Source organism: Frateuria sp. GZRe14 (assembly GCF_051900395.1).
GTDB lineage: Bacteria > Pseudomonadota > Gammaproteobacteria > Xanthomonadales > Rhodanobacteraceae > Frateuria_A > Frateuria_A edaphi.
Genome location: NZ_JBHZGJ010000001.1, coordinates 619,327 through 642,232 on the forward strand (window position 1 = coordinate 619,327; position 22,906 = coordinate 642,232).

Below are 22,906 nucleotides of genomic sequence, written 5' to 3' on the forward strand. Positions count from 1 at the left end.
CTACGACAAACGCGATGGCAACGTCCCGGCGTTTCGTGGCGCCCACGGGTGCCGCGCACCGACCGCATGCACGGATGCCACCGCCTGCGGGCACAGCCACCGATGGAGCCGATATGTTTGTTTCCGACAGGATCGTTTTCGTGGAGTTGCAGAAGACCGGGTGCACGCACATCCGCAAGCTGCTCAAGGAGATTGTCGGCGGCGAGCTCATCGACAAGCACAACCAGGCCGGATCGCACCTGTTCACCGGCGACCGGTTCTTCCTCGGATCGATCCGGAACCCGTGGGACTGGTACGTCTCGCACTGGGCCTACGGTTGCGATGGCAAGGGCACGGTCTATTTCAACGTCACCACCGAGGGCTGGCGCGGTCGCGGCCGCGGCTGGAAGAAGCACCCGATGCAGACGCTGGCCGAATTCCTGCAGAGCCGTCCCAACCGGCATGCACAGGAGTGGCGGCGTACCTACCGCGATGCCAACGACCCGGGCGCGTTCCGGCAGTGGCTGCACATGCTGCACGACCCGACCTACTGGCCGGACGTCGGCGAGGGCTACTGGAAGTGGCCGGCCAGCCGCGTTGCCGGCCTGCTGACCTGGCGCTACATGAAGCTGTTCACCTGCCGCGAAGGCGGACTGGGCGCGCTGATGTCCATCGCCACGCCGGAGCAGCTGGCCGCGCACGAGAGCAGGGACTGCTTCATTGACTGCTTCGTCCGCAACGAGCGGCTGGAATCGGACCTGCTCGACGCCCTGGCGCGCGCCAACATCGCCGTGCCGCCGGCGACCGTGGAGGAAATCCGGCAGCGCCCGAAGACCAACGCATCTTCCAAGAAGCACGGCGCGCAGTACTACTACGACGCGGCCACGGAAAGGCTGGTCGCCGAGCGCGAAAAGCTGATCGTCGAGAAATTCGGCTACCTCGCCCCGGGCGCCGCGGCCGCCGATCGGCGCGCGACCGCGCCGGTCTAGCGGCCGCGTTCACGCATCGGTCATCCGCACATTCGATGCGTGGCGCTGCGCCGGCCTTTGGGATCGCTCGTTCCGCCCCCGTCGTTTCATCTATCGAGCACGCGGTACTGACAGCGCATCGACGCCGCCGTTGAAAGAATTGCCCAGTCCGCCGGTAGTCGTTCAAAAGGCGTATGCCGGCAGTGAAGCGGAGCCGTCCCGACCTGGAAGAAGGCATTCCCCGACGGGTTCTTGTTCCGGAATCGCATAACGCAAAGCTACCGATTTCTTTCACAAGCGCTTGCCCAAGATGCAACGTTCCGGTTGCCTTTTGGCGCCCCCCTGCAACAGGACTGCCCATGACCCTGGCCGCCACGCCCCAAGACCACGCCTTCCCGCGCCCCGAACAGGCGCCGGACAACGACCTCCAGCGCCTTGCCGCCTCCTCGCACCTGAAGCGCCTGGAGGCCGAGGCGATCCACATCATGCGAGAGGTGGCGGCGGAGTTCGCCAACCCGGTGATGCTCTACTCGGTCGGCAAGGACTCCTCGGTGCTGCTGCACCTGCTGCAGAAGGCGTTCTATCCGGCGCCGCCGCCGATCCCGATGATGCACGTGGACACCACCTGGAAGTTCCGCGAGATGATCGCCTTCCGCGATCGCCGCGCGAAGGAAACCGGCTGCCGGCTTATCGTGCACACCAACCAGGAAGGCGTGGCGCAGGGCGTGAATCCGTTCAGCCACGGCGCCAGCGTGCACACCGACATCATGAAGACCCAGGCGCTGAAGCAGGCGCTGGACAAGTACAAGTTCGACGCGGCCATCGGCGGCGCCCGCCGCGACGAGGAGAAGTCCCGCGCCAAGGAGCGCGTGTTCTCCTTCCGCAACGCGCAGCACCGCTGGGATCCGAAGAGCCAGCGCCCCGAGCTGTGGAGCCTCTACAACACGCGCATCCACAAGGGCGAGAGCGTGCGCGTGTTCCCGCTGTCGAACTGGACCGAGCTGGACATCTGGCTCTACATCTACCGCGAGAACATCGAGGTGCCCTCGCTGTATCTGGCCAAGGAGCGCCCGATCGTCGAGCGCGACGGCCAGCTGATCATGGTCGATGACGACCGCATGCCGCTGGAGCCCGGCGAAGTGCCGCAGATGCGCAAGGTGCGCTTCCGCACGCTCGGTTGCTACCCGCTCACCGCGGCGATCGAGTCCGAAGCGGACACGCTGCCGGCGGTGATCCAGGAAATGCTCATCGCGCGCACCTCCGAGCGCCAGGGTCGCATCATCGACCAGGACGCCTCGGCCTCCATGGAAAAGAAGAAGCAGGAAGGGTATTTCTGATGGATCTGCAAATAACCGACAGCCAGCCGGACAACGCCGTCACCGCGATCAACGATTACCTGCAGCGGCACGAGACCAAGAGCCTGCTGCGCTTCATCACCTGCGGCAGCGTGGACGACGGCAAGAGCACCCTGCTCGGGCGCCTGCTGTACGACACCAAGCTGCTGTTCGACGACCAGTTGGCCGCGCTCGAGGGCGACAGCCTGCGCCACGGCACGCAGAACGGCGAACTGGATTTCGCGCTGCTTGTCGATGGCCTGTCGGCCGAGCGCGAGCAGGGCATCACGATCGACGTGGCCTACCGCTTCTTCAGTACGGACAAGCGCAAGTTCATCGTCGCCGACTGCCCGGGGCATGAGCAGTACACGCGCAACATGGCCACCGGCGCGTCCACCGCGGACCTTGCCGTGGTGCTGGTCGATGCGCGCAAGGGCCTGATGACCCAGACCCGCCGCCATACCTACATCTGCAGCCTGCTCGGCATCCGCAACGTGCTGCTGGCGGTCAACAAGATGGACCTGGTCGACTACGCGCAGAGCACCTTCAAGCGCATCGAGAGCGACTACCGCCTGGTCGCGGCGCAGATGGGCATCGAGAACGTCACTGCGATCCCGCTGTCCGCCCTGCAGGGCGAGAACGTTTCCACCCGCTCGCAGGTGATGGGCTGGTACAACGGCCCCAGCCTGCTCGAACACCTGGAGACGGTGCAGGTCGAGCGCGTCGCCAGCAAGCTGGGTTTCCGCATGCCGGTGCAGTGGGTGTGCCGCCCCAACCAGAACTTCCGCGGTTACGCGGGCCAGGTGGTGGCCGGTTCGATCGCCCCGGGCGACGAGGTCGTCGCGCTGCCCAGCGGCGTGCGCTCGCGCGTGGCGCGCCTGGTCACCGCAGACGGCGACCTGCCGCGCGCGGTCGCCGGCGACGCGGTCGCCATCCAGCTCGAGGACGAGCGTGACATCAGCCGCGGCGACGTGATCGCGGCAACCTTCTCGCCGCCGCAGGTGGCCGACCAGTTTGCCGCGCACCTGCTGTGGATGGACAGCGCCGCGCTGCTTCCCGGTCGCCCGTACTGGATGAAGATCGGCGCGCGCATGGTCACGGCGCAGGTCACCGAGATCAAGCACCGCGTCGACGTGAACACGCAGGAGAAGCGCCCGGCCAAGCGCCTGGAGCTCAACGAGGTGGGCTACTGCAACCTCGGTCTCGACCACGCGATCGCGTTCGAGTCCTACGAGGACTGCCGCGAGCTCGGCGCGTTCATCCTGATCGACCGCCAGACCAACGCCACCGTGGCCGCCGGCACGCTCAACTTCGCGTTGCGCCGCGCGGACAACATCCACTGGCAGCACACCGACGTCGATCGTACGGCGCGCGCCCGCATCAAGGGCCAGACGCCGGCGTGCCTGTGGTTCACCGGCCTGTCCGGCTCGGGCAAGTCGACCATCGCCAACGTGGTGGAGAAACGCCTGCACGCGATGGGCTATCACACGTACATGCTCGATGGCGACAACGTGCGCCATGGCCTGAATCGCGATCTGGGCTTCACCGACGAGGATCGCGTGGAGAACATCCGCCGCGTGGCGGAGGTGTCCAAGCTGATGGTCGACGCGGGCCTCATCGTGATGGTGTCGTTCATCAGCCCGTTCCGCAGCGAGCGTGGCATGGCGCGCAGCCTGTTCGAGAACGGCGAGTTCCGCGAGGTGTTCGTCGACACGCCGATCGAGGTGTGCGCGCAACGCGACCCGAAGGGCCTGTACGCCAAGGCGAAGGCCGGGCAGATCCGCAACTTCACCGGCATCGACTCGCCCTACGAGCGGCCGGAGCATCCGGAGATGCACCTGGACACGATGGGCGCCTCGGTGGACGAGCTGGCCCAGCGGATCATCGACGGCCTGCTCGGGCAGTGACCTCGGCCCCGCGGCCGGTATGAACAAGCCCGCGTTACTGAGCCCTCTCCCTTCGGGGAGAGGGTTTTTTGTTGCGCGTTTGCCTTCCTGAGCCGACGCGGAGCTATGCGTGGGACCAAAGCCAGTGCGCTCCGGAGAGAGGGGGGGCTGATCGATCGTGTCGCCAAGACGTCGCCCTGGCTGTTTGAAACTCGCTCCCTGCGGGCAGAGGGAAGGGGTCAGGGCTCGCGGGAACGCTGCTTGTGATGGGCAGCTTTTCATGCGGCCATGCGTGGGACCGCCGCCAGGGCGAACCCTCACCAGCCCTCTCACAGGGCGAGAGGGGCAAGCTGCTCGCATCAGCCGAACCTGGCGTGGCTGCCTTTGCAGGAAGAACCGGAAACCACCTCAATCGAGGGTGCTGGCCACATGCGTCGCCGGCGCCGTGGCGGTCCTGCCGCTCGGCGGTGGGTCTTCCCCGTACGGACTGGGTTCGGGCCAGCCGAACTTCGCGCCCAGCGCATCGTCCCACTCCCTGGGCTCGAACACGTACCGGCCGGCGCCGGGCGTGAGCGTGAGTTCGCCCACGTACACGCGGCCCTGGTGCAGGTAAAGATCCACGCGCATGTAGCCCAGCGGCTCGGCCAGCTTGCGCGCCACGTGCAGCATCTCGTCCAGTTGCTCGGGCCGCGGGGCGACGCAGCCGCTGGTTTTCTGGTGCAGCAACTGGAACGGGGCCGGGCGCCAATCCTCCAGGTAGAGATCCTGGGTCAGGTGTTCGAAGCGTCCCTGCATGTGCTGGATGAAGACGTAGGGCTTCTGGCCAGGGCCCGGATTGAACACGTTGAACTTGAAGTCGGCCGGCGGGCGGCCGTCGGTCAGCAGGGCATGTTCGAAGATGATGCGCGGGCGGATGTAGCGGTAGTGCTTCTCGCGCATCCGCATCGGGAATTCCGAGGTCATCCACTCATTGGCCAAGCGGGCCAGCGCCACCGGATCCTCGTCGCGCTTGTCCAGCACGATGCGCAATTGGCCAAAGCTGTGGTTGGCCTTCATCACGAAGCAGCCGGGCAAGGCGTCGAAGGTTTCCGGCCCCACCTTTTCGGCGATCAGGTAGGCCGGCACCAGATACTGCGAACCCACCGCATTGGCCACGTAGCCGCGCACTTCGACCTTGTCCGCCAATCGCGAGAACAGCGGCGAGGGATAGCGCATGCGGTGGAAGATCTTTTCGGAGAAGCGGCGCGGCAGCTCGAAGCGGCAAGGCCGCCCGTGGGTCATCAGGTACTTGTATTGATAGAAGGCGCAATCGGGCAGCGCCATCACCAGCGGCGACACCTGTTCCCTGAAGGCTTTGAGCTTCCGCGTCGTCATCGTGTCGCCTGCTGCGAGGCGGGAAGTGCGCGATCGCTCGCGTCGCCGCCCGCCCGGTTTTGTCCGCCGACCCGCTGTTGCAGCCGGGCCGGCAAGCTGTCCTGCATTTTCGGATGGACGGTCGAACTCACGCGCTGGCGGTTTCCATGGAATGGGATGACGGTGATTGTCGGGCGTGCCCGGTCGATGCAACGTGCAGTCTCATGGAGAGCCGGACGCCTGCATGCGGAAGAGGCTGCTGCGGGCCACACGGCGACTGGGTGGGAAGGGCGTCGCTCGCCGGGTTGCCGGGCCGGCCGCATGTCTTCCATGCGGCCGGCCACGGGGAGCCGGAAGAGGCGCGACGGCCGTGCCACGGCGCCTGGAGGAGATCCCTACTTGGCAGCCGAGCCGCGCTTGGGGCCGCGGCTGTCCTTGCCGTAGGTGGACAGCAGGGTGACCGACGAGCGCAGCCGCACCACGTTGCTCGGCAGTTCTGCCGGTTCGAGCGTCGGCCGGGGCTGAGGCACCGAGGGCGCCGACTGCTGCTTCTGCCAGATGCGTCCCATCGCAGTCACGTAGATCACCGACAGCGCGCCGAAGGCGATCAGGTTGCTGCCAGGGGCCAGCGAGTGGGTCAGCATGCCGGTCAGCGCAAGCAGGATGGCGAGCATCACCAGCGCCACCAGCGTGGTGCGCGGGCCCAGCCCTGCACGCAGCATCATGTGGTGGATGTGGCCGCGATCAGGCTTGAACGGGCTCTTGCCCTCGCGGATGCGGCGAACCAGAACCTGCAGCGTGTCGAGCACCGGCAGGGCCACGCACCAGAGCACGTCGATGGTGGAAAGCTCGGTGTTGTTCCCGCTCTGGCTCAGGTGGATCAATGTCCACGCCAGGATGTAGCCCACCACCATGCTGCCGGCGTCGCCCAGGAAGATCTTCTTGCCGACGAGGCCCAGGTTAGCCGCCAGGTAGGGCACCAGCGCACCGGCCAGCAATACCAGCACGATCACGCCAGGCCATTGCGGCTGGCCCTGGTACAGGATGATGGCAGCGATGCTGACCAGTGCCAGCATGCCGGCGAGGCCGTCGATGCCGTCCATCATGTTGAAGGCGTTGAGCAGGCCGATTACCGCGAGCACCGTCAGCGGGATGCCGAACACGCCCAGCTCGAACTCGTGGCCGAACAGGTGGCCGAGCGTGTGGATCTGGACGCCGGTCACCGCGACCATCGTAAGCACCGCGACTGTCTGCACCAGCAGCCGCGCGCGCACGCTCAGGTCGAAGCGGTCGTCCAGCGCACCCACCAGTGCAAGCACTGCTGCGGTGGCGAGCAGCACGTTGGTGAACAAGTGGGCCTGGCCGTCGACCACCGCGCCGGCCAGCACGCCGATGAAGGCGGCCAGTCCGCCGATCAACGGGATATGGCCGACGTGATGCTTGCGTTCATCGGGACGGTCCACCAGGCCCCAGGACCCGGCGAACCGATAGAGGATGGCGATCGCCAGCGCAGAAACGCAGGCAGCCGTCAGACAAGCAATAAGTATCCGGGAGTACTGCATAGTGGCTAGTCCCATCGTCCTGATCGGGCCATGCCTGCAGACGTAACTCTCCCGTCGCTGACACGGCACCACCTGCATACGCAGGCAAAAACCGGATATCCCCGTTCCCTGGCCCCGGTGAAGGGGCTTCCGGGGAGAGTAAGCAGGCCCCAGTGCAATTCTCGTCAACAGGAAAACGGGCGTCTCGCCTGCAAGGGCGGGGCCTGCGGGCCCGTCGCGTCCGCTTGACGATTCAGTGAAGAATCAGTCGAAAAGCAGGTTGATGACCACCAGCGTGGCCACCAGCATCGTCAGCGTCAGCGGTACGCCGACGCGCAGGAAATCCTTGCCGCGGTAACCGCCGGGGCCGGCGACCATCATCAGCGCCGGGTGGCCCGAGCTGAGCAGGAAGGTGTTGGACGAGGAGACGGCCACGATCAGGGCGTAGGCCGAGGGATTGCCGCCGGTGGCGACCGCCACGCTGATCGCGATCGGCACCATCATCACCGTGGCGCCCACGTTGGACATCACCTGCGAGAACAGCAGGGTGAGCACCGCCAGGCAGGTCTGCAGCACCCACGGCGAGGCGCCGCCCAGCTTGTCGAGCACTTCCTGCGCCAGCCACGCGGCGGTGCCGGTGGCGTCCATCGACCAGCCCAGCGGGATCAGGCAGGCGGTCACGAAGATGGTCTTCCAGTTGACCGCCTTGTAGGCCTCGTCCATGTTGAGCACGCCGGTCAGCAGCATGCCGATCGCGCCGGTCATCATCGCCACCGAAAGATCCAGGTGGGTGAACAGCGCCAGGCACTTGGCCAGCAGGAAGAAGCCGACCGCCTGCCAGATCTTGCCCGGGCGCTGCTCTTCCTTGGGGATGTCGGTGACGACGACCAGGTCCTTGTCCTCGGCGGCCAGCGCCAGGTCGCGCCAACTGGAGTGCAGCACCAGCGTGTCGCCCGCGCGCAGGCTCACGCCGCGCAGGTCATCGCGGAACACCTGCTCGCCGCGGTTCACCGCCAGCACCGAGATGCCGTAGCGCTTGCGCAGGCGCAGGTCGCCGACGCTCTGCTTGAGGAAGCGCGAGGACGGTGGCAGCACCGCCTCGGAAATGCCCGCGCGCGTCGGGTTGAACAATTCGCCCAGCTGGCGCATGCGCGGCGACACCTTGCACAACTGGTTGTTGGCAAAGTGGTTGATCTCCTCGCGCGGCGCGAGCACGCCAAGCACCGAGCCGACCCAGATGACGTAGTCGACCGGCGGCGCCATGCGCGCGTCGTTGCCGCTCTTGATCGCCAGGATCAACGGCGCGCCATGCAACTGCTCGACCTCGCCGATGCTCATGCCGACCAGCGGGCTTTCGGCGGTAACGGTCAGCTCCGCGGTCTCGCCGCCGATGCCGTAGGTTTCGGCGAAGTAGCTCTCGGTGCGGCCAGGGGTGACCTTCAGCCGCTCGTCCTCACGCTCGGGCAGCAGCTTGCGGGTGAACAGCCAGAAGTAGGTAATGCCCAGCAGCGCCAGCACCAGGCCGACCGGCGTCACGCTGAAGAGGCCGAACTTCGGGATCGTGTGCGCGCCCGGCGGCAGGTTGGCGTTCGCGCTGGCGATCAGGTCGTTGAGGACGATCAGTGGCGAGTTGGCGATCAGCGTGGTGTTGGTCGCGGTCAGGATGCAGAAGCCCATCGGCAGCAGCAGCCGGGACATCGGCACGCCGGTGCGCGCGGACAGGCGGCTGGTCACCGGGATCATCAGGGCGGCCAGCGCCTGGCTCGGGATCACCGCGCTGAACAGGCTGGTGACCGAGTTGATCACCACGCCCAGGCGCGATTCCTTGCCACGCGCCATGCGCATCACGAAGCTGGCGGTCAGCGAAAGTACGCCGGCGCGGTCGAGACCTGCGCCCATGATCATGATCGCGATGATCGCGATCACCGCGTTGCCCGCGAAGCCGTTGAAGACGCGGTCGGAGGGGATCAGCCCGGTCAGGCCGATCACCACCACCACCAGCAGCGCCACCATGTCGGCGCGGATCCACTCCAGCACCAGCATCAGCATGGTGAAACCCACCAGCCCGAGTACCAGGATCATTTCGGGGGTGAGCGCAAGGGCCACTAGCGAGCGTCCAGGTAGGGCTGGTGGTGGAAGCGGATGGGATTGTGCAGTGGAAGCCTCACGCGGCGGCGGCCCGTCCCTGTTTGTCGGCCAGTATAAGCGGGCCATCGCAGCGACTGGTGAAGCTCGGGGACTAAGGAAGGCGCTCTTGAACTCTGCCCCCTCCGGGGAGAGGGCAGGGTGAGGGGGCGGGGCTCGCGGGAGGAGCCGTTTTTGGTGGGAGCACCTTTCGGAAGCCTGGCGTCAGCAGCGCTCGAGGCAAGCGCGACCCCTCTCCGGAGGGGAGAGGGAGCAAAGCACTGGACCGGGGCCAGTGCGCCCTTTGCCTATAACGGCCTTCCAGGCCGAACGACCTCGCCCGCAGGAAGCGGAAGCACCAGATCAAACCCTGCGGTAAAGCAGATCCCATACTCCGTGCCCGAGCTTCAACCCGCGCCGCTCGAAGTGTGTCTCGATGCGCCAGGCCGGCTTCTCGGCGTACAGGCCCGGTGCGATGGCGTTGCGCCAGGCAGGCGCGGCTTCCATCACTTCCAGCATGTGCTCGGCATAGGGTTGCCAGTCGGTGGCCAGGTGCAGCAGGCCGCCGGGCGCCATGCGCGAGGCGAGCAGCGCGACGAATTCCGGCTGCACGATGCGGCGTTTGTTGTGGCGCTTCTTGTGCCAGGGATCCGGGAACCAGATGCGTGCCTCGGCGAGGGTCTCCGGCGCGATCTCATGCTCGAGCACCTCCACCGCGTCGTGCTTGTAGAGATGCACGTTGCCGGCTTCGCGCGCGGCCAGCGCGTTCATCAGCCGGCCGACGCCGGGACCGTGCACTTCCACGCCGATGTAGTCGCGCACCGGATCGTGTTCGCTCGCCCAGGCCAGGGCCTCGCCATTGCCGAAGCCGATCTCCAGCACGCGCGGCGCGACACGGCCGAAGCGCGCATCGAAGTCCTGGACCGCCGCGGTGTAATCGATGCCGAAGCGCGCCCAGTGGGCGTCGAACGCGCGCTGCTGCGCGGGTGTCATGCGGCCCTCGCGCAGCACGAAGCTGCGGATGCGACGCAGGTAAGGGGAGCTATGGGGATGTTCGGGCTGGTCGTTCACGGCGTGCGCCTGGGGTGCGATGGCATGACGACGGGCGCGCCATGCCGCGGGGGCGCATTGTAGCGGCGGCGCCGCGAGGGCGCCGCCTGGAGGTCAGTGTTGCGGGTCGAAGCGGCGTGCCGATTCGTGTCGCGGACGTGCCGCCGGGGCCTGCGAGCGTGGGGCTGGCGCCTGTTGCGGCGCCGGGGCGGACTCGCGTTGCATGGGAGCCGCATGCGGTACCGGCCGCATCTGGCGGAACTCCGGCGGCCGCTGGTATTGCTGCGGCGGCGGAGTCGCGCGGGAGCGCGGCTGGGCATCGAAGTCCGGCCGGCGCATGTTCGCAGGCTGGCTCGGGCGGTCGTTGCCGCGGAAGGCCGGCCCACGCTGCGTGGTCTGCCGGGGCGCGATCCGTGCGTCGTCGGGCGCGCGCTGCAGGCGTGGGCCCGCGTCCATGTCCGGCCGGCGCACCGGCGCACGCGGCGCATCGTTGCGCTCGAAGCGCGGCACCTGCGGCAGCGCCTTCGCGGTGCGTGCAGCCCGTTCGCGATCGGCTTCGGCCGTGGAGATGAAGCTCACTCCGGGACGCGGTTCGGCGGGCTGCCGGGACGCATGCGTCCGCACGAAGCGGGCCGAGCGCAGTTCGCCCGGACGCAGCGGGGCTTCGCGCGGCGCCATGCGCGCGGGGACATTCACGCTGCGGACCGCTCGCGCGTCGTCGCTGCGGACGTCCCTTGCGCCGATCCGATCGCCGCGTGCGTCGTCGCGGACCGGCGCGCGGTGCACGTCCGGCGCCGTGTCGGCGCGCCCGGCCGGCGCGATGTGCGCGATCGCAGGCAGCGTGTCGCCGCGCGGCCGCAGCACGCGCACGTGGGAGGGTGGGGCCGTGCGCGGACGGGTGGCGTCGATGCGGTCGGCCACACGCTCCACGCGGGGCGCATGCCGGGCCACCACTTCGCGACGGAAACCCTGTGCCGGCAGTGGCGGCGCCTTGGTCCCGCGCGGCGGCGCGAAGCTGTGCGGGGTCGGTTTCGGCGTGGCGTTGCGGGTCAGCAGCCGGGCGCCGGCAAGCTTGTCCGGGTCGATCTTCAGCCGATGGCGCTGCACGCGGTCGGCGCCGGCGAAATTGCGCCCCGGGACCGCGGTGAAGCCGCGCGGCCCGTGCCCATGCAGCGCCCGTACCGGCGGCGCGATGCCGCGGTGCCAGTCGCGGTAGCGGCGATCGACGCGGTTGACGATCACCGTGTTGTGCACGTGGATGTTGGTCACGTTGACCTGGGTGTAGTAGCGGCGGCTGCCGCGGTACCACGGGTCGTAGACGTCGCCCGGGCCGAGCGGGTACCAGCCGACCGGCGCGTCGCCCACCGACACGCGCCAGTGGTTGCCACCGACGAAGGCGACCAGCGCCGGCGCATATACCGGGCGCCAGCCGATCGGGCCGGGCACCCAGCACCAGCCGCGGCTGCGCCAGGCCCAGCGGCCGTAGTGGTAAGGCGCGAAGCCCCAGGGCGCGTCATCCACCCAGGTCCAGCCCCACGGGCCGACATAGGCCCAGTGACCGTTACGGTACGGCGCCCAGCCGGCGTCGACCTGCGCCGGGTACCAGACCTGTCCGTACTCGGGGTCGCTGCGCCAGTCGCCGTAGCGATCCAGGTCCTGGTAGCCGATCACGTCCTCGGACACGTAGCGGCGCGACTCGGAGTCGGCGTACCGGCGGCTGCGTTCGTCGCTCCATGCATCGAAGTCGTCGCCACCAGCGGCGTCTTCGACGTCCACGTCGGCCAGCGTGGAGTCGGCGAAGCGGTAGCTGCGACCGGCGATCACCAGCCGTTGCGCGTCGTTCTCGCCGTACACCGTGGCGCTGCCGTCGAACGCGGTGACACGCGTGCCCTGACCATCGCGATCGACATCCACGCGGTAGCTGCCCGGGTGATCGACCACCAGCGCCACGGTCGGGGTGTCGATCTCGTAGCTTTGGCCCTCGCCGAGCCGGCGCACGGTGAGGTTGAGCGTGCCCTGGGTCAGCTCCAGCTGCGCGAGTTGGTCGTCCAGCTGCAGGAATCCGACGTCGGTGTTGCCGTCCAGGCGGACCGCGGCGCCATCCAGTTCCAGCTCGGCACGCGCGCCGTTGCTGCTGGAAAGCTTGTCGCCGGTGGTCAGCGGACGGTTGATCCCGGCATCGCCCCAGTCCTGCGCGCCCGATGGGAGCAGGCCGACGTCGCCCTCCAGGTAGGACAGGCGCGCGACCCGGTCGGGTGGATCGCCGGCGTCGTCGGTCGCCTGCGCGTGCAGGACTCCGGCGCCGCACAGCAGCAGGGTGGCGGCGCAGGAGCGCCAGAACAGCTGCAGTCTCGAGAGTGCACGCATGGGTTTTCCCTCCGTCGTGTACGCGCCATGGAAACGGCTGGCGTCACGAGGCGATGACCGATTATGGGCTGGCGATTCACCGGACAATGCATCGGGTCGCCAACGGTTCAGCCGGCCGCCATGTGCGGTTCATGCGCCATGCGGGTAGCGCGCCTGCCCCGACGCGTCCGCGCCCGTTCCCCAACTCCCGCCTCCCGGGTTACCATCGGCGGCGAACGCGGGTGTAGCTCAATGGTAGAGCTGTAGCTTCCCAAGCTACTGACGAGGGTTCGATTCCCTTCACCCGCTCCAGCCTGCACGCAGCCCGTCCGCCTGGTCGGGCTGTTTTCACTTCCCCTTGAGGGGACGCGCCGCCACGCTTTCCGGCCTTCCCGACACCCATCCGTGCAGCGATGACAGACGTGATCACCCTCGGTTGGCGGGAACGCCTGGCTCTGCCCCAGTTGGGCATCGACGTGCTCAAGGCCAAGCTCGATACCGGCGCCCGTTCCAGTTCGTTGCACGTGGATACGCTCGAGGCGCACGATCGCGGCGGCGCCACCTGGTTGCGGTTCTCGCTCACCCTCGGGCGGCGTCATCCGCGCGTCGTGCAGTGCGAGGCCCAGGCGCTGGGCCGGCGCGTCGTGACCGACACCGGCGGGCACGGCACCGAGCGCTGGTTCGTGCGCACCGACGTGTCGCTGGCCGGCGCGTGCTACCCGATCGAGGTCAGCCTCACCGACCGCCGGCACATGCTGTTCCCGATGTTGCTGGGCCGCAGTGCGTTGCTCGGGCGCTTTGCGGTCGATCCCTCGCTTTCCTATACCCAGCCGCGCCCGCAACCGGCCTTCGCCGAAGCGGTGGCGCGGGTCGCCCACGAACGTCACCACGGTCAGCTTCCATGAAGATCGCGATCCTCTCGCGCAATACGCGGCTGTATTCGACCCGCCGGCTGGTCGAGGCCGCGCGCGAACGCAACCACGTGGTGCGCGTACTCGACCCGCTGCGCTGCTACGTGCGCATCGCGCCGAACAACGTGTCCATCCGCTACAAGGGCAAGGCGTTGCGGGACATCGATGCGGTGATCCCGCGCATCGGCACCACCACCACCTTCTACGGTACGGCGGTACTGCGCCAGCTGGAGATGATGGGCGTGTACACGCCCAATTCCTCCGACGCGGTGCTGCGCGCGCGCGACAAGCTGCGCGCCCTGCAGATCCTCGCCTCGCACGGGCTGGACATGCCGGTGACCGTGTTCGGCGACAACCCCGACGACACCAACGACGTGCTGGCGATGCTCGGCGAGCCGCCGCACGTCATCAAGCTCAACGAGGGCAGCCAAGGCACCGGCGTGGTGCTGGCCGAGAAGCGCAGCGCCTCGCAGAGCGTGATCGAGGCCTTCCGCGGCCTGTACGCCAACTTCCTGGTGCAGGAGTTCATCGCCGAGGCAAAGGGCAGCGACCTGCGCTGCTTCGTGGTCGGCAAGAAGGTGATCGCCGCGATGCAGCGCGAGGCGAGCCCTGGCGACTTCCGCGCCAACCTTCATCGGGGCGGCAGTGCGGTGAAGGCCACCCTGAGCGCGGAGGAAAAGCGCATCGCGATCCGCGCCGCGGGCGCGCTGGGCCTGGGAATCGCCGGCGTGGACCTGCTGCGTTCGGATCGCGGCCCGCTGCTGCTGGAGGTCAATGCCTCCCCCGGGCTGGAAGGGATTGAGACGGCCACCGGGGTGGATGTCTCCGGCCACATCATCCGCCACCTGGAAGAGCAGGCCGGCGGCTGAGCTTTCCTTCACGCGAACTGCACTAGAACGGGCGTGCCGGACACGTCCGTTAACGGCCGTGTGAGATGCGGTTAACCGCACCGTAACCGCCCGGGCCCTATAAAGGCTCCACTGCAATGTGCTGGCGGCGACCGCCTGGTCGAAGCCGGCAGATTCGGTATCGGGGCAGTAAGCTTGGGCCCAGGTGCGGCGACGATGAGTCGGGCATCTGGGCCTTTTTATTGGCCGCGGCTCGGAAAGAGCCGGCTACCCGTAAGGCAAGCTTGTTAAGCTTGCTCCCTTGGCCTCTGGAGTGGCGCATGCGTGTCCTTGTGATCGAAGACAACAGCGATATCGCGACGAATATCGGTGATTACCTCGAGGATCGCGGCCACGTGGTCGATTTCGCCGGCGACGGCGTGACCGGCCTGCACCTGGCCGTGGTGCACGACTTCGACGTGATCGTGCTCGACCTCACGCTGCCGGGCATGGACGGCCTGGACGTGGCCCGCAAACTGCGTCACGAGGCGCACAAGCAGACGCCCGTCCTGATGCTGACCGCGCGCGACGCGCTGGAGCAGAAGCTCACCGGCTTCGAGTCCGGCGCCGACGACTACATGACCAAGCCGTTCGCGCTGCAGGAACTGGCCGCGCGGCTGGAAGTGCTGGCGCGCCGCGGCAAGGGTCCGCAGAGCCGCGTGCTTAAGGTCGCCGACCTCACCTACAACCTGGACACCCTCACCGTCAGCCGCGACGGCAAGTCGATCCAGTTGAATCCGATCGGCCTGAAACTCCTGCAGGCGCTGATGGAAGCCAGTCCGTCGGTGGTCACCCGCCAGGACCTGGAACAGCGCGTGTGGGGTGAGGAACTGCCGGACAGCGACTCCCTGCGCGTGCACATCCATGGCCTGCGCGCGGCAATCGACAAGCCGTTCGACAAGCCGCTGATCCACACGCGCCACGGCATCGGTTACCGCATGGTCGAGCCGGATGCTGTCCAGGCGTAAGCTGCGTTTCCGCCTGATCGTCTCCTTCGCGCTGTTCGGCTTCGGCCTCAGCGCGTTGTTTGCGTTTTCGGCCCTGAACATCCGCGCGCGCGTCGAAGACCAGCTCGTTACCGCCACGCTGCTCGACGAGGTGGACAACCTCAACCGGCAGGTGCACGAGCATCCGGATCGCCAGCCGAAGTTCGGCATCGTCGAAGCGTGGACCTGGAGCGATCGGACGATCTACAAGGCCCCGCTCGAGTGGCAGCACCTCGAGAACGGGGTCCACGACGTCAGCGATACCGGCGCGGACGGCAAGACCCACCATTACAAGCTCGCGGTCGAGCACAAGAACGGCATCTACAGCTTCCTGCGCTACGACATCTCGCGCGACGAACTGGGCAAGCAGCAACTGCTGATCAGCGTGATCGGCGCGGTCTTCCTGTTCGGCCTGCTCTCGCTGGTGCTGGGTCTGTGGCTGTCGCGCAAGGTACTCAAGCCGGTCAGCGAGCTGGCCGCGCGGTTGCGCGATTTCCGCAAGGCGGGCAAGGCCGATCCGCTGGCGCCGCATTTTGCCGATGACGAAGTCGGCGAACTCGCACTGGCGCTGGACGAGTACGCCGCGCGGCTGACCGCGATGGTCGAGCGCGACCGCGAGTTCAACTCCGACGTCAGCCATGAGCTGCGCACGCCGTTGGCGGTGATCGCCAGCACCACCGAGCTGCTGCAGGGTTCGCCCGACCTCACCGACAAGCTGCGCGAACGGTTGAAGCGCATCGAGCGCGCCTCGCGCCAGGCCACCGAGCTGATCGAGGCGCTGCTGCTGCTCTCTCGCGCGGAGCGGCGTGGTCCCACGCGCGGTGAAACCACGGAGGTGGCCAGGGTGGCCGCCGACGTGATCGAGAGCCAGCGTCCGCAGATGCGCGACAAGCCGTTGGGCATCGAGCTGGCCGTGCGCGAGCCGGTGAGCGTGAATGCGCCGGCTTCGGTGTTGTCGGTCGCACTTACCAATCTGATCGGCAACGCCATCAAGTACACCCTGGAAGGCCAGGTGCGGGTCGAAGTGGGCGCCGGCCGCATCGAGGTGATCGACACCGGCCCGGGCATCAAGCCGGAGGATGCCGAGCGCCTGTTCCAGCGCGGCGTGCGTGGCGAGGGCGCTGGTGGCAGCGGCGCGGGGCTGGGCCTGGCGATCGTGCGCCGGCTGTGCGACCTGTACGGCTGGCAGGTATCGATGCGTCCACGTAGCGACGCCAACGGCGCCATCGCCAGCCTGGTGTTCGAGCCGGCCTGACCTGCGCGCTTTCCCCTCGAGGGAGAGCCGGGGCTCGCGGCAAGCCTGCTCATGAAAACGAAAAGGCCGCATCTCTGCGGCCTTTCGTTGTCGCGCCCAGCCTGCGAATCGCGGTGTCGGTCAGACCGGCTCCAGCCAGCCCCACTGGTCATTGGTACGACCATCGAACAGGCCGAAATACAGCTCCTGCAACCGGCGTGTCACGCGCCCGGCGGTGCCGTTGCCGACCTGCTTGCCGTCGATCGAGCGGATCGGGGTGACCTCTGCGGCGGTGCCGCACATCAGCACTTCGTCGGCCAGGTACAGGTACTCGCGCGGCAGGTCGCGCTCGACCACTTCGATGCCGTCCTCGTGCGCCAGCGCCTTGAGCGTGTCGCGCGTGATGCCGGTAAGGATCGAGGCGCTGGCCGGCGTGGTGTGCAGCACACCGTCGAACACCAGAAACAGGTTCTCGCCCGCGCCTTCGCTGAGCAGACCGGTGTTGGCCAGCGCGATGCCTTCGCCGAAGCCCAGGCGGCGCGCCTCGCGGGCGATCAGCTGGCCGGAGAGGTAATTGCCGCCGGCCTTGGCGCCGGCCGGAATGGTGTTGGGCGCGAACCGCTGCCAGCTGGACACGCAGGCGGTGATGCCCTGTTCCAGCGCCTCCGGCCCGAGGTACGGGCCCATCGGCCACGCCGCCACCGCCACGTCGATCGGCGTCTCGGCCGAGAGGCCGAAGCCGCCCAGGCCGCGGTACGCCACCGGGCGCAGGTAGGCGGCGGTCAGGCCGTTCTTCTTGATCACGTCGCGGCAGGCCGTGGCCAGCTCGTCCTGCGAGTAGGGCAGCACCATGTCGTAGATGCGCGCGGACTGATACAGGCGCTTCAAATGGTCGGTCAGGCGGAAGATCGCCGCGCCATCGGGCGTGGCGTAGCTGCGGATGCCTTCGAACACGGAAGACCCGTAATGCAGCGCATGCGACATCACGTGGGTAGTGGCCTCGCGCCACGGCTTGATCGTGCCGTTCTGCCAGATCCACTCGGGGTATTGCTGCGCCATGACGGTTCTCCTTGCAGGGGACCGCCCATCATAACCGCTGGGCACCATCGCCCGCGCGTGCCTACTCCTGGCGCAACCACAGGCAGCCGGCGCGGGGCTCGATGGCAAAACGCGTTTCGCCGCTTTCCGTGCTGCCCTCGTCGGGCACCGTGCTCACCACCAGTTCCGAACCGCTTCCGTCCGGCGGCAGGTCGATGCCGACCAGCGGCCGTCGCATGAGTGCAGCCAGTGCGCCGATGTCGCTCACCACGGCGTGTTCGCCATAACCACCCCAGAGCATGAGTCCGGCCAGGCGGTTGGCATCGGCGTTGGCGAACGCATCAATCACCGCGCCGCGCAATTGGTCCACATCGGCGGCGCAGGTGACCGCGGGCGGGCGCAGCGAAGGTGCCTCCGCGGCAGCCGACGAGGCCGGCGCGGGCGTGGCCTGTAGAGCGGCGCAGGGCTGGTCGGTGAAGACCGGATGCCCATCGGCGGCGATGCAATGGTAGATCGGCGACTGTGCGCGGGCGGGCAGGGCGGCCAGAACCAGCAAGAGCAACAGGGCGAGGCGCAGCATGGGCATCGCCCGAGCATAGCCGCCCGGCGTGGACGCTTCAGTGCAGTTGGGCAAGAACCGCCTGCGTCGCCTTGGCCCGGTTCAGCGTGTAGAAGTGCAGCCCCGGCGCGCCACCGTCGAGCAGGCGCCGGCACAGCTGCGCCACCACCTCGGCGCCGAGCGTGCGGATCGATTCGGCGTCGTCGCCGTGGGCCTGCATGCGCTTGACGATCCAGCGCGGGATCTCCGCGCCGCAGGCATCGGAAAAGCGCTTGAGCTGGCTGAAGTTGGTGATCGGCATGATGCCCGGCACGATCGGGACGCCGACGCCCAGCCGCCGCACGTCGTCGACAAAGCGGAAATACGCATCGGGGTTGAAGAAGTATTGCGTGATGGCGCCGTTCGCGCCGGCGTCGACCTTTGCCTTGAAATGGGCGAGGTCGCGCAGCGCGTCCTCCGCCTGCGGGTGGGTTTCCGGATACGCGGCCACCTCGATCTGGAAATGGTCGCCCGAGTGCTCGCGGATGAAGGCGACCAGTTCCGCGGCGTAACGGAAGTCTCCCGGCGAGGCCATGCCCGAGGGCAGGTCGCCACGCAGCGCCACGATGCGCCGGTAGCCGGCGGCGCGATAGCCGTCCAGCAACGCGGCGATCTCCGCCTTGGTGCCGCCCATGCACGACAGATGCGGCGCCACCGGCAGGCCGTGCTCCCGATGCAGCCGCGCCACGGTGTCGCCGGTATAGCTCAGCGTCGAACCGCCCGCGCCGAAGGTCACCGAAACGTAGTCGGGCGCGTGTGTCCTCAACATCTGTGCCGCGCGGTCGAGCTGGGCGCGCTGCTCGTCGGTCTTGGGTGGGAAGAATTCGAAACTGATGGCCGGCATCGGTGCATTCCTGCGGTGCGTGGGCGGCATTATACGTTCATCGCGATGAAGCGATAGATGGTTTGGGCCGCTTGCTCCAGAGGCCCGGATGCTAGTCTTTCCCGTCCGGCCTGCTGTCGTCCGCTGCCGGAAGATGCCGCGCGGCGCTTCCCCTGCCATCGCGGCCGGCCGCTGGGTCACTGGAGACGAGTCGAATGACGAGCGCACGCGGCGATCAGTCGCCGATCGCGGCCCCACCACGCGCCGGGCATTTGCCCATGACCACGAGCGCGGACGGCGGCGTGGTACCGCTGGAAGCTATCCTGAGAACCGACGAGCTGTGGCGCCGGCCGAACCGCGCCCCCGACTACGAGAACGAAAACCGCGCGCTCGCCAGGCTCACCCAGGCCCTGGGTGAAGCGCCGCAGTCGATCCTGCAGACGCTCGCGGACACGATGCTCGATGCATTGAACGCCGACTCGGCCGGCATGAGCCTGCTCACCGACGACGGCGACGCCTTCTACTGGGCCGCGATCGCGGGAGGCTGGAGCCCGCACCTGGGAGGCGGCACCCCGCGCGACTTCGGGCCGTGTGGCGATGTGCTCGACCGCGACGCACCGCTGCTCTTCAGCCGCTGGGAAAAGCGCTATCCCTACCTCGCCGAGGCGGTGCCGCTCGCGGAGGAGGGGCTGCTGGTGCCGTTCCGCGTCGACGGCAAGGCGGTCGGTACGATCTGGGTGATCGCCCACGGCACACATCGCAGGTTCGACGCCGAGGACCTGCGTCAGCTCGAGAGCATGGGCCGCTTCGCCTCGGCCGCCTACCGGACGGTCAAGCTGCTCGATGCGCACGAGGCCGGCCGCGCCGCGCTGCAAAGCCTCCATCGGGCGCGCGAATCGGAGCACCGCTTCCAGCAGCTGCTGCAAGCGCTTCCCGCCGCCATCTACACCACCGACCCGGACGGCAGGATCGACTTCTACAACGAGGCTGCCGTCGACTTCGCCGGACGTCGCCCCGAAAGTGGGAATCACTGGTGCGTCACCTGGCGCCTGCTCAATCCGGATGGGTCGCCGCTGCCGCACGAGGTATGTCCGATGGCGGTCGCGCTGAAGGAAGGCCGGCCGGTCCGCGGCGCCGAAGCGATCGCCGAACGTCCCGATGGCACGCGACGTTGGTTCATGCCCTATCCGACACCCCTGCGGGACCCGTCGGGGAGACTGACGGGGGCGATCAACATGCTGGTGGACATCACCGAGCGGAAGGAGGCCGAGCAGCGGCAGAAGCTGTTGCTGGACGAGCTCAACCACCGCGTGAAGAACACCCTGGCTTCGGTGCAGTCGGTGGTGATACAGGCGGCCAAGAGCGCGCGGAACGTGGAGGAGTTTCGGCATGCCGTGGAAGGCCGGATCCTGGCGATGAGCCGAGCCCACGACCAGCTCAGCCGGCGCAGTTGGGCGGACGCCGAACTCCACGAGCTGCTGGAGGCCTGCGTCGCGCCTTACCTCAGCAAGGCCAACGTCGCGCTCGAGGGAAGTCACACCATCGTCGCGCCGCGGGTCGGCCTGATGCTCTGCATGGCGATACACGAGCTTGCCACCAATGCTGCCAAGTACGGCGCCCTGTCCACGCCGTCCGGTCGGGTGGACCTGGGCTGGAGCGTCGAACAGGCGGGGGACCTGCGCGTGCTCCACCTGCGATGGCTGGAACGGGACGGCCCGCAGGTCACGCCCCCGAAGCGCCAGGGCTTCGGCACGCGCCTGCTGGAGCGCGGCATCCAGGCGGAACTGCACGGGAAGACATCGATCCGCTACCCCACGGCTGGGGTGGAATGCGATATCGAGATCCCGCTCACGGCCGACGAGGCCGGGTAATGCGTGCGCCGAATAGCGCAGCGGGACGAAGCGAGCCGAGATCCGGCCACTGATGGGCATGGCGAAGTTCGAGGCGGTGCAGAGGCCGAAACCCGGGCCATCCGTGAACGCATCCGGGCCAGGCTTGCCGGCGCCCGACCCGTCGCCGCGCGTCCGTTTCCGATGCTCTCGCGTTGAGTGGAGCGTGTTGGGTAGCCGGATCGCGTGGGGGAAAGAAAAAAGGGCCGCATCGCTGCGGCCCTTTCCTCTGCAGAGCGGTGGATCGCTCAATAGCGGTAGTGGTCGGCCTTGTAGGGACCTTCCACCGGCACGCCAAGGTACGCGGCCTGCTCGTTGGTCAGCGTGGTCAGCTTCACGCCGATCTTCTCCAGGTGCAGGCGCGCCACTTCCTCGTCCAGCTTCTTGGGCAGGATGTAGACCTTCGGCCCGTAGAGGTCCTTGTTCGCCCACAGGTCGATCTGTGCCAGCGTCTGGTTGGAGAAGGAGTTGGACATCACGAAGCTCGGATGGCCGGTGGCGCAGCCGAGGTTCACCAGGCGGCCTTCGGCCAGCAGGAAGATCGAATTCCCGCCCTTGAAGGTGTACTTGTCCACCTGCGGCTTGATGTTCAGGCGCTCGGCGCCCGAGGCGTTCAGCGCGTCGACCTGGATCTCGTTGTCGAAGTGGCCGATGTTGCAGACGATCGCCTGGTCCTTCATGCCTTGCATGTGGGCAAGCGTGAGCACGTCCTTGTTGCCGGTGGTGGTGACGTAGATGTCGCCGCGACCCAGGGTCGACTCGACCGTGTTGACCTCGAAACCTTCCATCGCCGCCTGCAGCGCGTTGATCGGGTCGATCTCGGTGACCACCACGCGCGCGCCGTAGGCACGCAGCGAATGTGCGCAACCCTTGCCGACGTCGCCGTAGCCGCACACCACCGCGACCTTGCCGGCCAGCATCACGTCCATCGCGCGCTTCAAGCCGTCGGCCAGCGATTCGCGGCAACCGTACAGGTTGTCGAACTTGCTCTTGGTGACCGAGTCGTTGACGTTGATCGCCGGGACGAGCAGCTTGCCTTCCTGCGCCAGCTGGTAGAGGCGGTGCACGCCCGTGGTGGTCTCCTCGGAGACGCCCTTCCAGTCCTTGACCACGGTGTGCCAGTAGCCCGGGCGCTCCTTGTGCACGCGCTTGAGCAGGTTCTTGATGACCTGTTCCTCGTGGCTGCCCGAGGCGGAGTTCACCCAGTCGCTGCCGTTCTCGAGCTCGTAGCCCTTGTGGATCAGCAGCGTGACGTCGCCGCCGTCGTCCACCACCAGCTGGGGGCCCAGAAAGCCGCCCTTGCCGTCGGGGAAGGACAGCGCGTCGAGCGTGCAGTCCCAGTATTCCTCCAGCGTCTCGCCCTTCCAGGCGAACACCGGGGTGCCGGAGGCGGCGATCGCCGCGGCGGCGTGGTCCTGCGTCGAGAAGATGTTGCACGAGGCCCAGCGCACGTCGGCGCCGATGTCCTTGAGCGTCTCGATCAGCACCGCGGTCTGGATCGTCATGTGCAGCGAGCCGGTCACGCGCACGCCCTTGAGCGGGGCCTGCGGGGCGTACTTGCGGCGGATCGACATCAGGCCGGGCATTTCGTGCTCGGCGATGTCCAGCTCCTTGCGGCCGAAGTCGGCCAGCGAGATGTCGCGGATCTTGTAGTCGTGGTCGGGGTGGGCCTGGATGGCGGCGTTCATGCTTGTCTCCGGTTCTTTGGGGAACCTTGGCCTGTGCGGGCGAAGGTCCGCATGGGTGAGCGCCGTTGCTGCACATGTCCGCCGAGCCTGGCCGTCCCACGACGGTCGCAGCGCCCCTCGGTGGGCACGAAAGGCGCTCATTATACCGTCCGTGCGATTTCTCTGTAGGAGCGCCCGTGGGCGCGACCGGCACCGCCCCGGGTCGCGCCCGCGGACGCTCCCACAAGGTGTTGGCGGCCGATTGGCTAGTCTTGGGCAAACTCACCGGGAG

At 67.7% G+C, this 22,906-nt stretch carries 17 protein-coding genes, 1 tRNA gene and 1 riboswitch; of the genes, 9 read left to right on the plus strand and 9 right to left on the minus strand.

The genetic code is table 11. The features are described from left to right. Positions 1-113 precede the first annotated feature (113 nt). The 3 genes from ACFWZ1_RS02780 to cysN all read left to right on the plus strand — a co-directional run bounded on the left by ACFWZ1_RS02780 (position 114) and on the right by cysN (position 4,188). A complete protein-coding gene (locus ACFWZ1_RS02780) occupies positions 114-968 on the plus strand; it encodes a hypothetical protein (RefSeq protein ID WP_439665369.1) in 855 nt (284 codons plus the stop codon). A 338-nt stretch (positions 969-1,306) separates the two neighbouring features. Then, positions 1,307-2,284 (plus strand): sulfate adenylyltransferase subunit CysD, encoded by a 978-nt coding sequence (cysD, locus tag ACFWZ1_RS02785; RefSeq protein WP_439665370.1) that lies wholly within the window; start codon positions 1,307-1,309, stop codon positions 2,282-2,284. Next, positions 2,284-4,188 carry a sulfate adenylyltransferase subunit CysN gene (gene cysN / locus ACFWZ1_RS02790; protein ID WP_439665371.1) on the plus strand — a complete coding sequence of 635 codons (1,905 nt, stop codon included), beginning with the start codon at positions 2,284-2,286 and terminating at the stop codon, positions 4,186-4,188. Before cysD ends, cysN begins: the two co-directional genes overlap by 1 nt. A 387-nt stretch (positions 4,189-4,575) precedes the next feature. On the opposite strand, the gene ACFWZ1_RS02795 is transcribed toward cysN, so the two are convergent. The 5 genes from ACFWZ1_RS02795 to ACFWZ1_RS02815 form a co-directional block, all read right to left on the minus strand. Next, positions 4,576-5,541, minus strand: coding sequence for an ATP-grasp fold amidoligase family protein (locus ACFWZ1_RS02795; protein ID WP_231323459.1), 966 nt, complete (start codon positions 5,539-5,541; stop codon positions 4,576-4,578). A gap of 374 nt (positions 5,542-5,915) precedes the next feature. Beyond that, complete coding sequence (locus ACFWZ1_RS02800; protein WP_231323461.1) at positions 5,916-6,983, minus strand: MraY family glycosyltransferase; 1,068 nt, start codon at positions 6,981-6,983, stop codon at positions 5,916-5,918. Between the two features lie 342 nt (positions 6,984-7,325). Beyond that, on the minus strand, positions 7,326-9,143 hold the full coding sequence (locus tag ACFWZ1_RS02805; RefSeq protein ID WP_231325840.1) for an SLC13 family permease: 1,818 nt from the start codon (positions 9,141-9,143) through the stop codon (positions 7,326-7,328). A gap of 405 nt (positions 9,144-9,548) precedes the next feature. Then, positions 9,549-10,178 (minus strand): tRNA (guanosine(46)-N7)-methyltransferase TrmB, encoded by a 630-nt coding sequence (trmB, locus tag ACFWZ1_RS02810; protein ID WP_231325841.1) that lies wholly within the window; start codon positions 10,176-10,178, stop codon positions 9,549-9,551. A gap of 171 nt (positions 10,179-10,349) precedes the next feature. Next, a complete protein-coding gene (locus tag ACFWZ1_RS02815; RefSeq protein WP_439665372.1) occupies positions 10,350-12,602 on the minus strand; it encodes a DUF6600 domain-containing protein in 2,253 nt (750 codons plus the stop codon). A gap of 217 nt (positions 12,603-12,819) precedes the next feature. Between ACFWZ1_RS02815 and ACFWZ1_RS02820 the strand changes: the two genes are divergently transcribed. The 5 genes from ACFWZ1_RS02820 to ACFWZ1_RS02840 all read left to right on the plus strand — a co-directional run bounded on the left by ACFWZ1_RS02820 (position 12,820) and on the right by ACFWZ1_RS02840 (position 16,620). Then, positions 12,820-12,893, plus strand: a tRNA-Gly gene (locus tag ACFWZ1_RS02820). A gap of 101 nt (positions 12,894-12,994) precedes the next feature. Then, a complete protein-coding gene (locus ACFWZ1_RS02825) occupies positions 12,995-13,486 on the plus strand; it encodes an ATP-dependent zinc protease family protein (RefSeq protein ID WP_231323465.1) in 492 nt (163 codons plus the stop codon). Beyond that, entirely contained in the window at positions 13,483-14,361 is an 879-nt protein-coding gene (gene rimK / locus ACFWZ1_RS02830; protein WP_231323467.1) for a 30S ribosomal protein S6--L-glutamate ligase, read from the plus strand. Before ACFWZ1_RS02825 ends, rimK begins: the two co-directional genes overlap by 4 nt. A gap of 299 nt (positions 14,362-14,660) precedes the next feature. Beyond that, a complete protein-coding gene (locus ACFWZ1_RS02835) occupies positions 14,661-15,347 on the plus strand; it encodes a response regulator transcription factor (protein ID WP_091340102.1) in 687 nt (228 codons plus the stop codon). Continuing rightward, entirely contained in the window at positions 15,331-16,620 is a 1,290-nt protein-coding gene (locus tag ACFWZ1_RS02840; RefSeq protein ID WP_439665373.1) for a sensor histidine kinase, read from the plus strand. The genes ACFWZ1_RS02835 and ACFWZ1_RS02840 overlap by 17 nt, the downstream gene beginning before the upstream one ends. 120 nt (positions 16,621-16,740) lie before the next feature. Here ACFWZ1_RS02840 and ACFWZ1_RS02845 read toward each other — a convergent pair whose 3' ends face one another. The 3 genes from ACFWZ1_RS02845 to metF all read right to left on the minus strand — a co-directional run bounded on the left by ACFWZ1_RS02845 (position 16,741) and on the right by metF (position 19,079). Then, a complete protein-coding gene (locus ACFWZ1_RS02845) occupies positions 16,741-17,658 on the minus strand; it encodes a branched-chain amino acid transaminase (protein WP_231323471.1) in 918 nt (305 codons plus the stop codon). A 61-nt stretch (positions 17,659-17,719) separates the two neighbouring features. Beyond that, positions 17,720-18,217, minus strand: a complete 498-nt coding sequence (locus ACFWZ1_RS02850; protein ID WP_439665374.1) for a DUF4124 domain-containing protein — start codon at positions 18,215-18,217, stop codon at positions 17,720-17,722. A gap of 37 nt (positions 18,218-18,254) precedes the next feature. Beyond that, positions 18,255-19,079: a methylenetetrahydrofolate reductase [NAD(P)H] gene (metF, locus tag ACFWZ1_RS02855; protein ID WP_439665375.1), complete on the minus strand. Its 825-nt coding sequence runs from the start codon at positions 19,077-19,079 to the stop codon at positions 18,255-18,257. Between the two features lie 257 nt (positions 19,080-19,336). Between metF and ACFWZ1_RS02860 the strand changes: the two genes are divergently transcribed. Then, positions 19,337-20,929 (plus strand): sensor histidine kinase, encoded by a 1,593-nt coding sequence (locus ACFWZ1_RS02860; RefSeq protein WP_439665376.1) that lies wholly within the window; start codon positions 19,337-19,339, stop codon positions 20,927-20,929. A gap of 266 nt (positions 20,930-21,195) precedes the next feature. Here the strand turns inward: ACFWZ1_RS02860 and ahcY are convergent, their stop codons facing one another. Continuing rightward, entirely contained in the window at positions 21,196-22,635 is a 1,440-nt protein-coding gene (gene ahcY / locus ACFWZ1_RS02865; protein WP_439665377.1) for an adenosylhomocysteinase, read from the minus strand. 50 nt (positions 22,636-22,685) lie between these two features. Further along, positions 22,686-22,760: riboswitch (S-adenosyl-L-homocysteine riboswitch) on the minus strand. Positions 22,761-22,906: the final 146 nt, after the last annotated feature.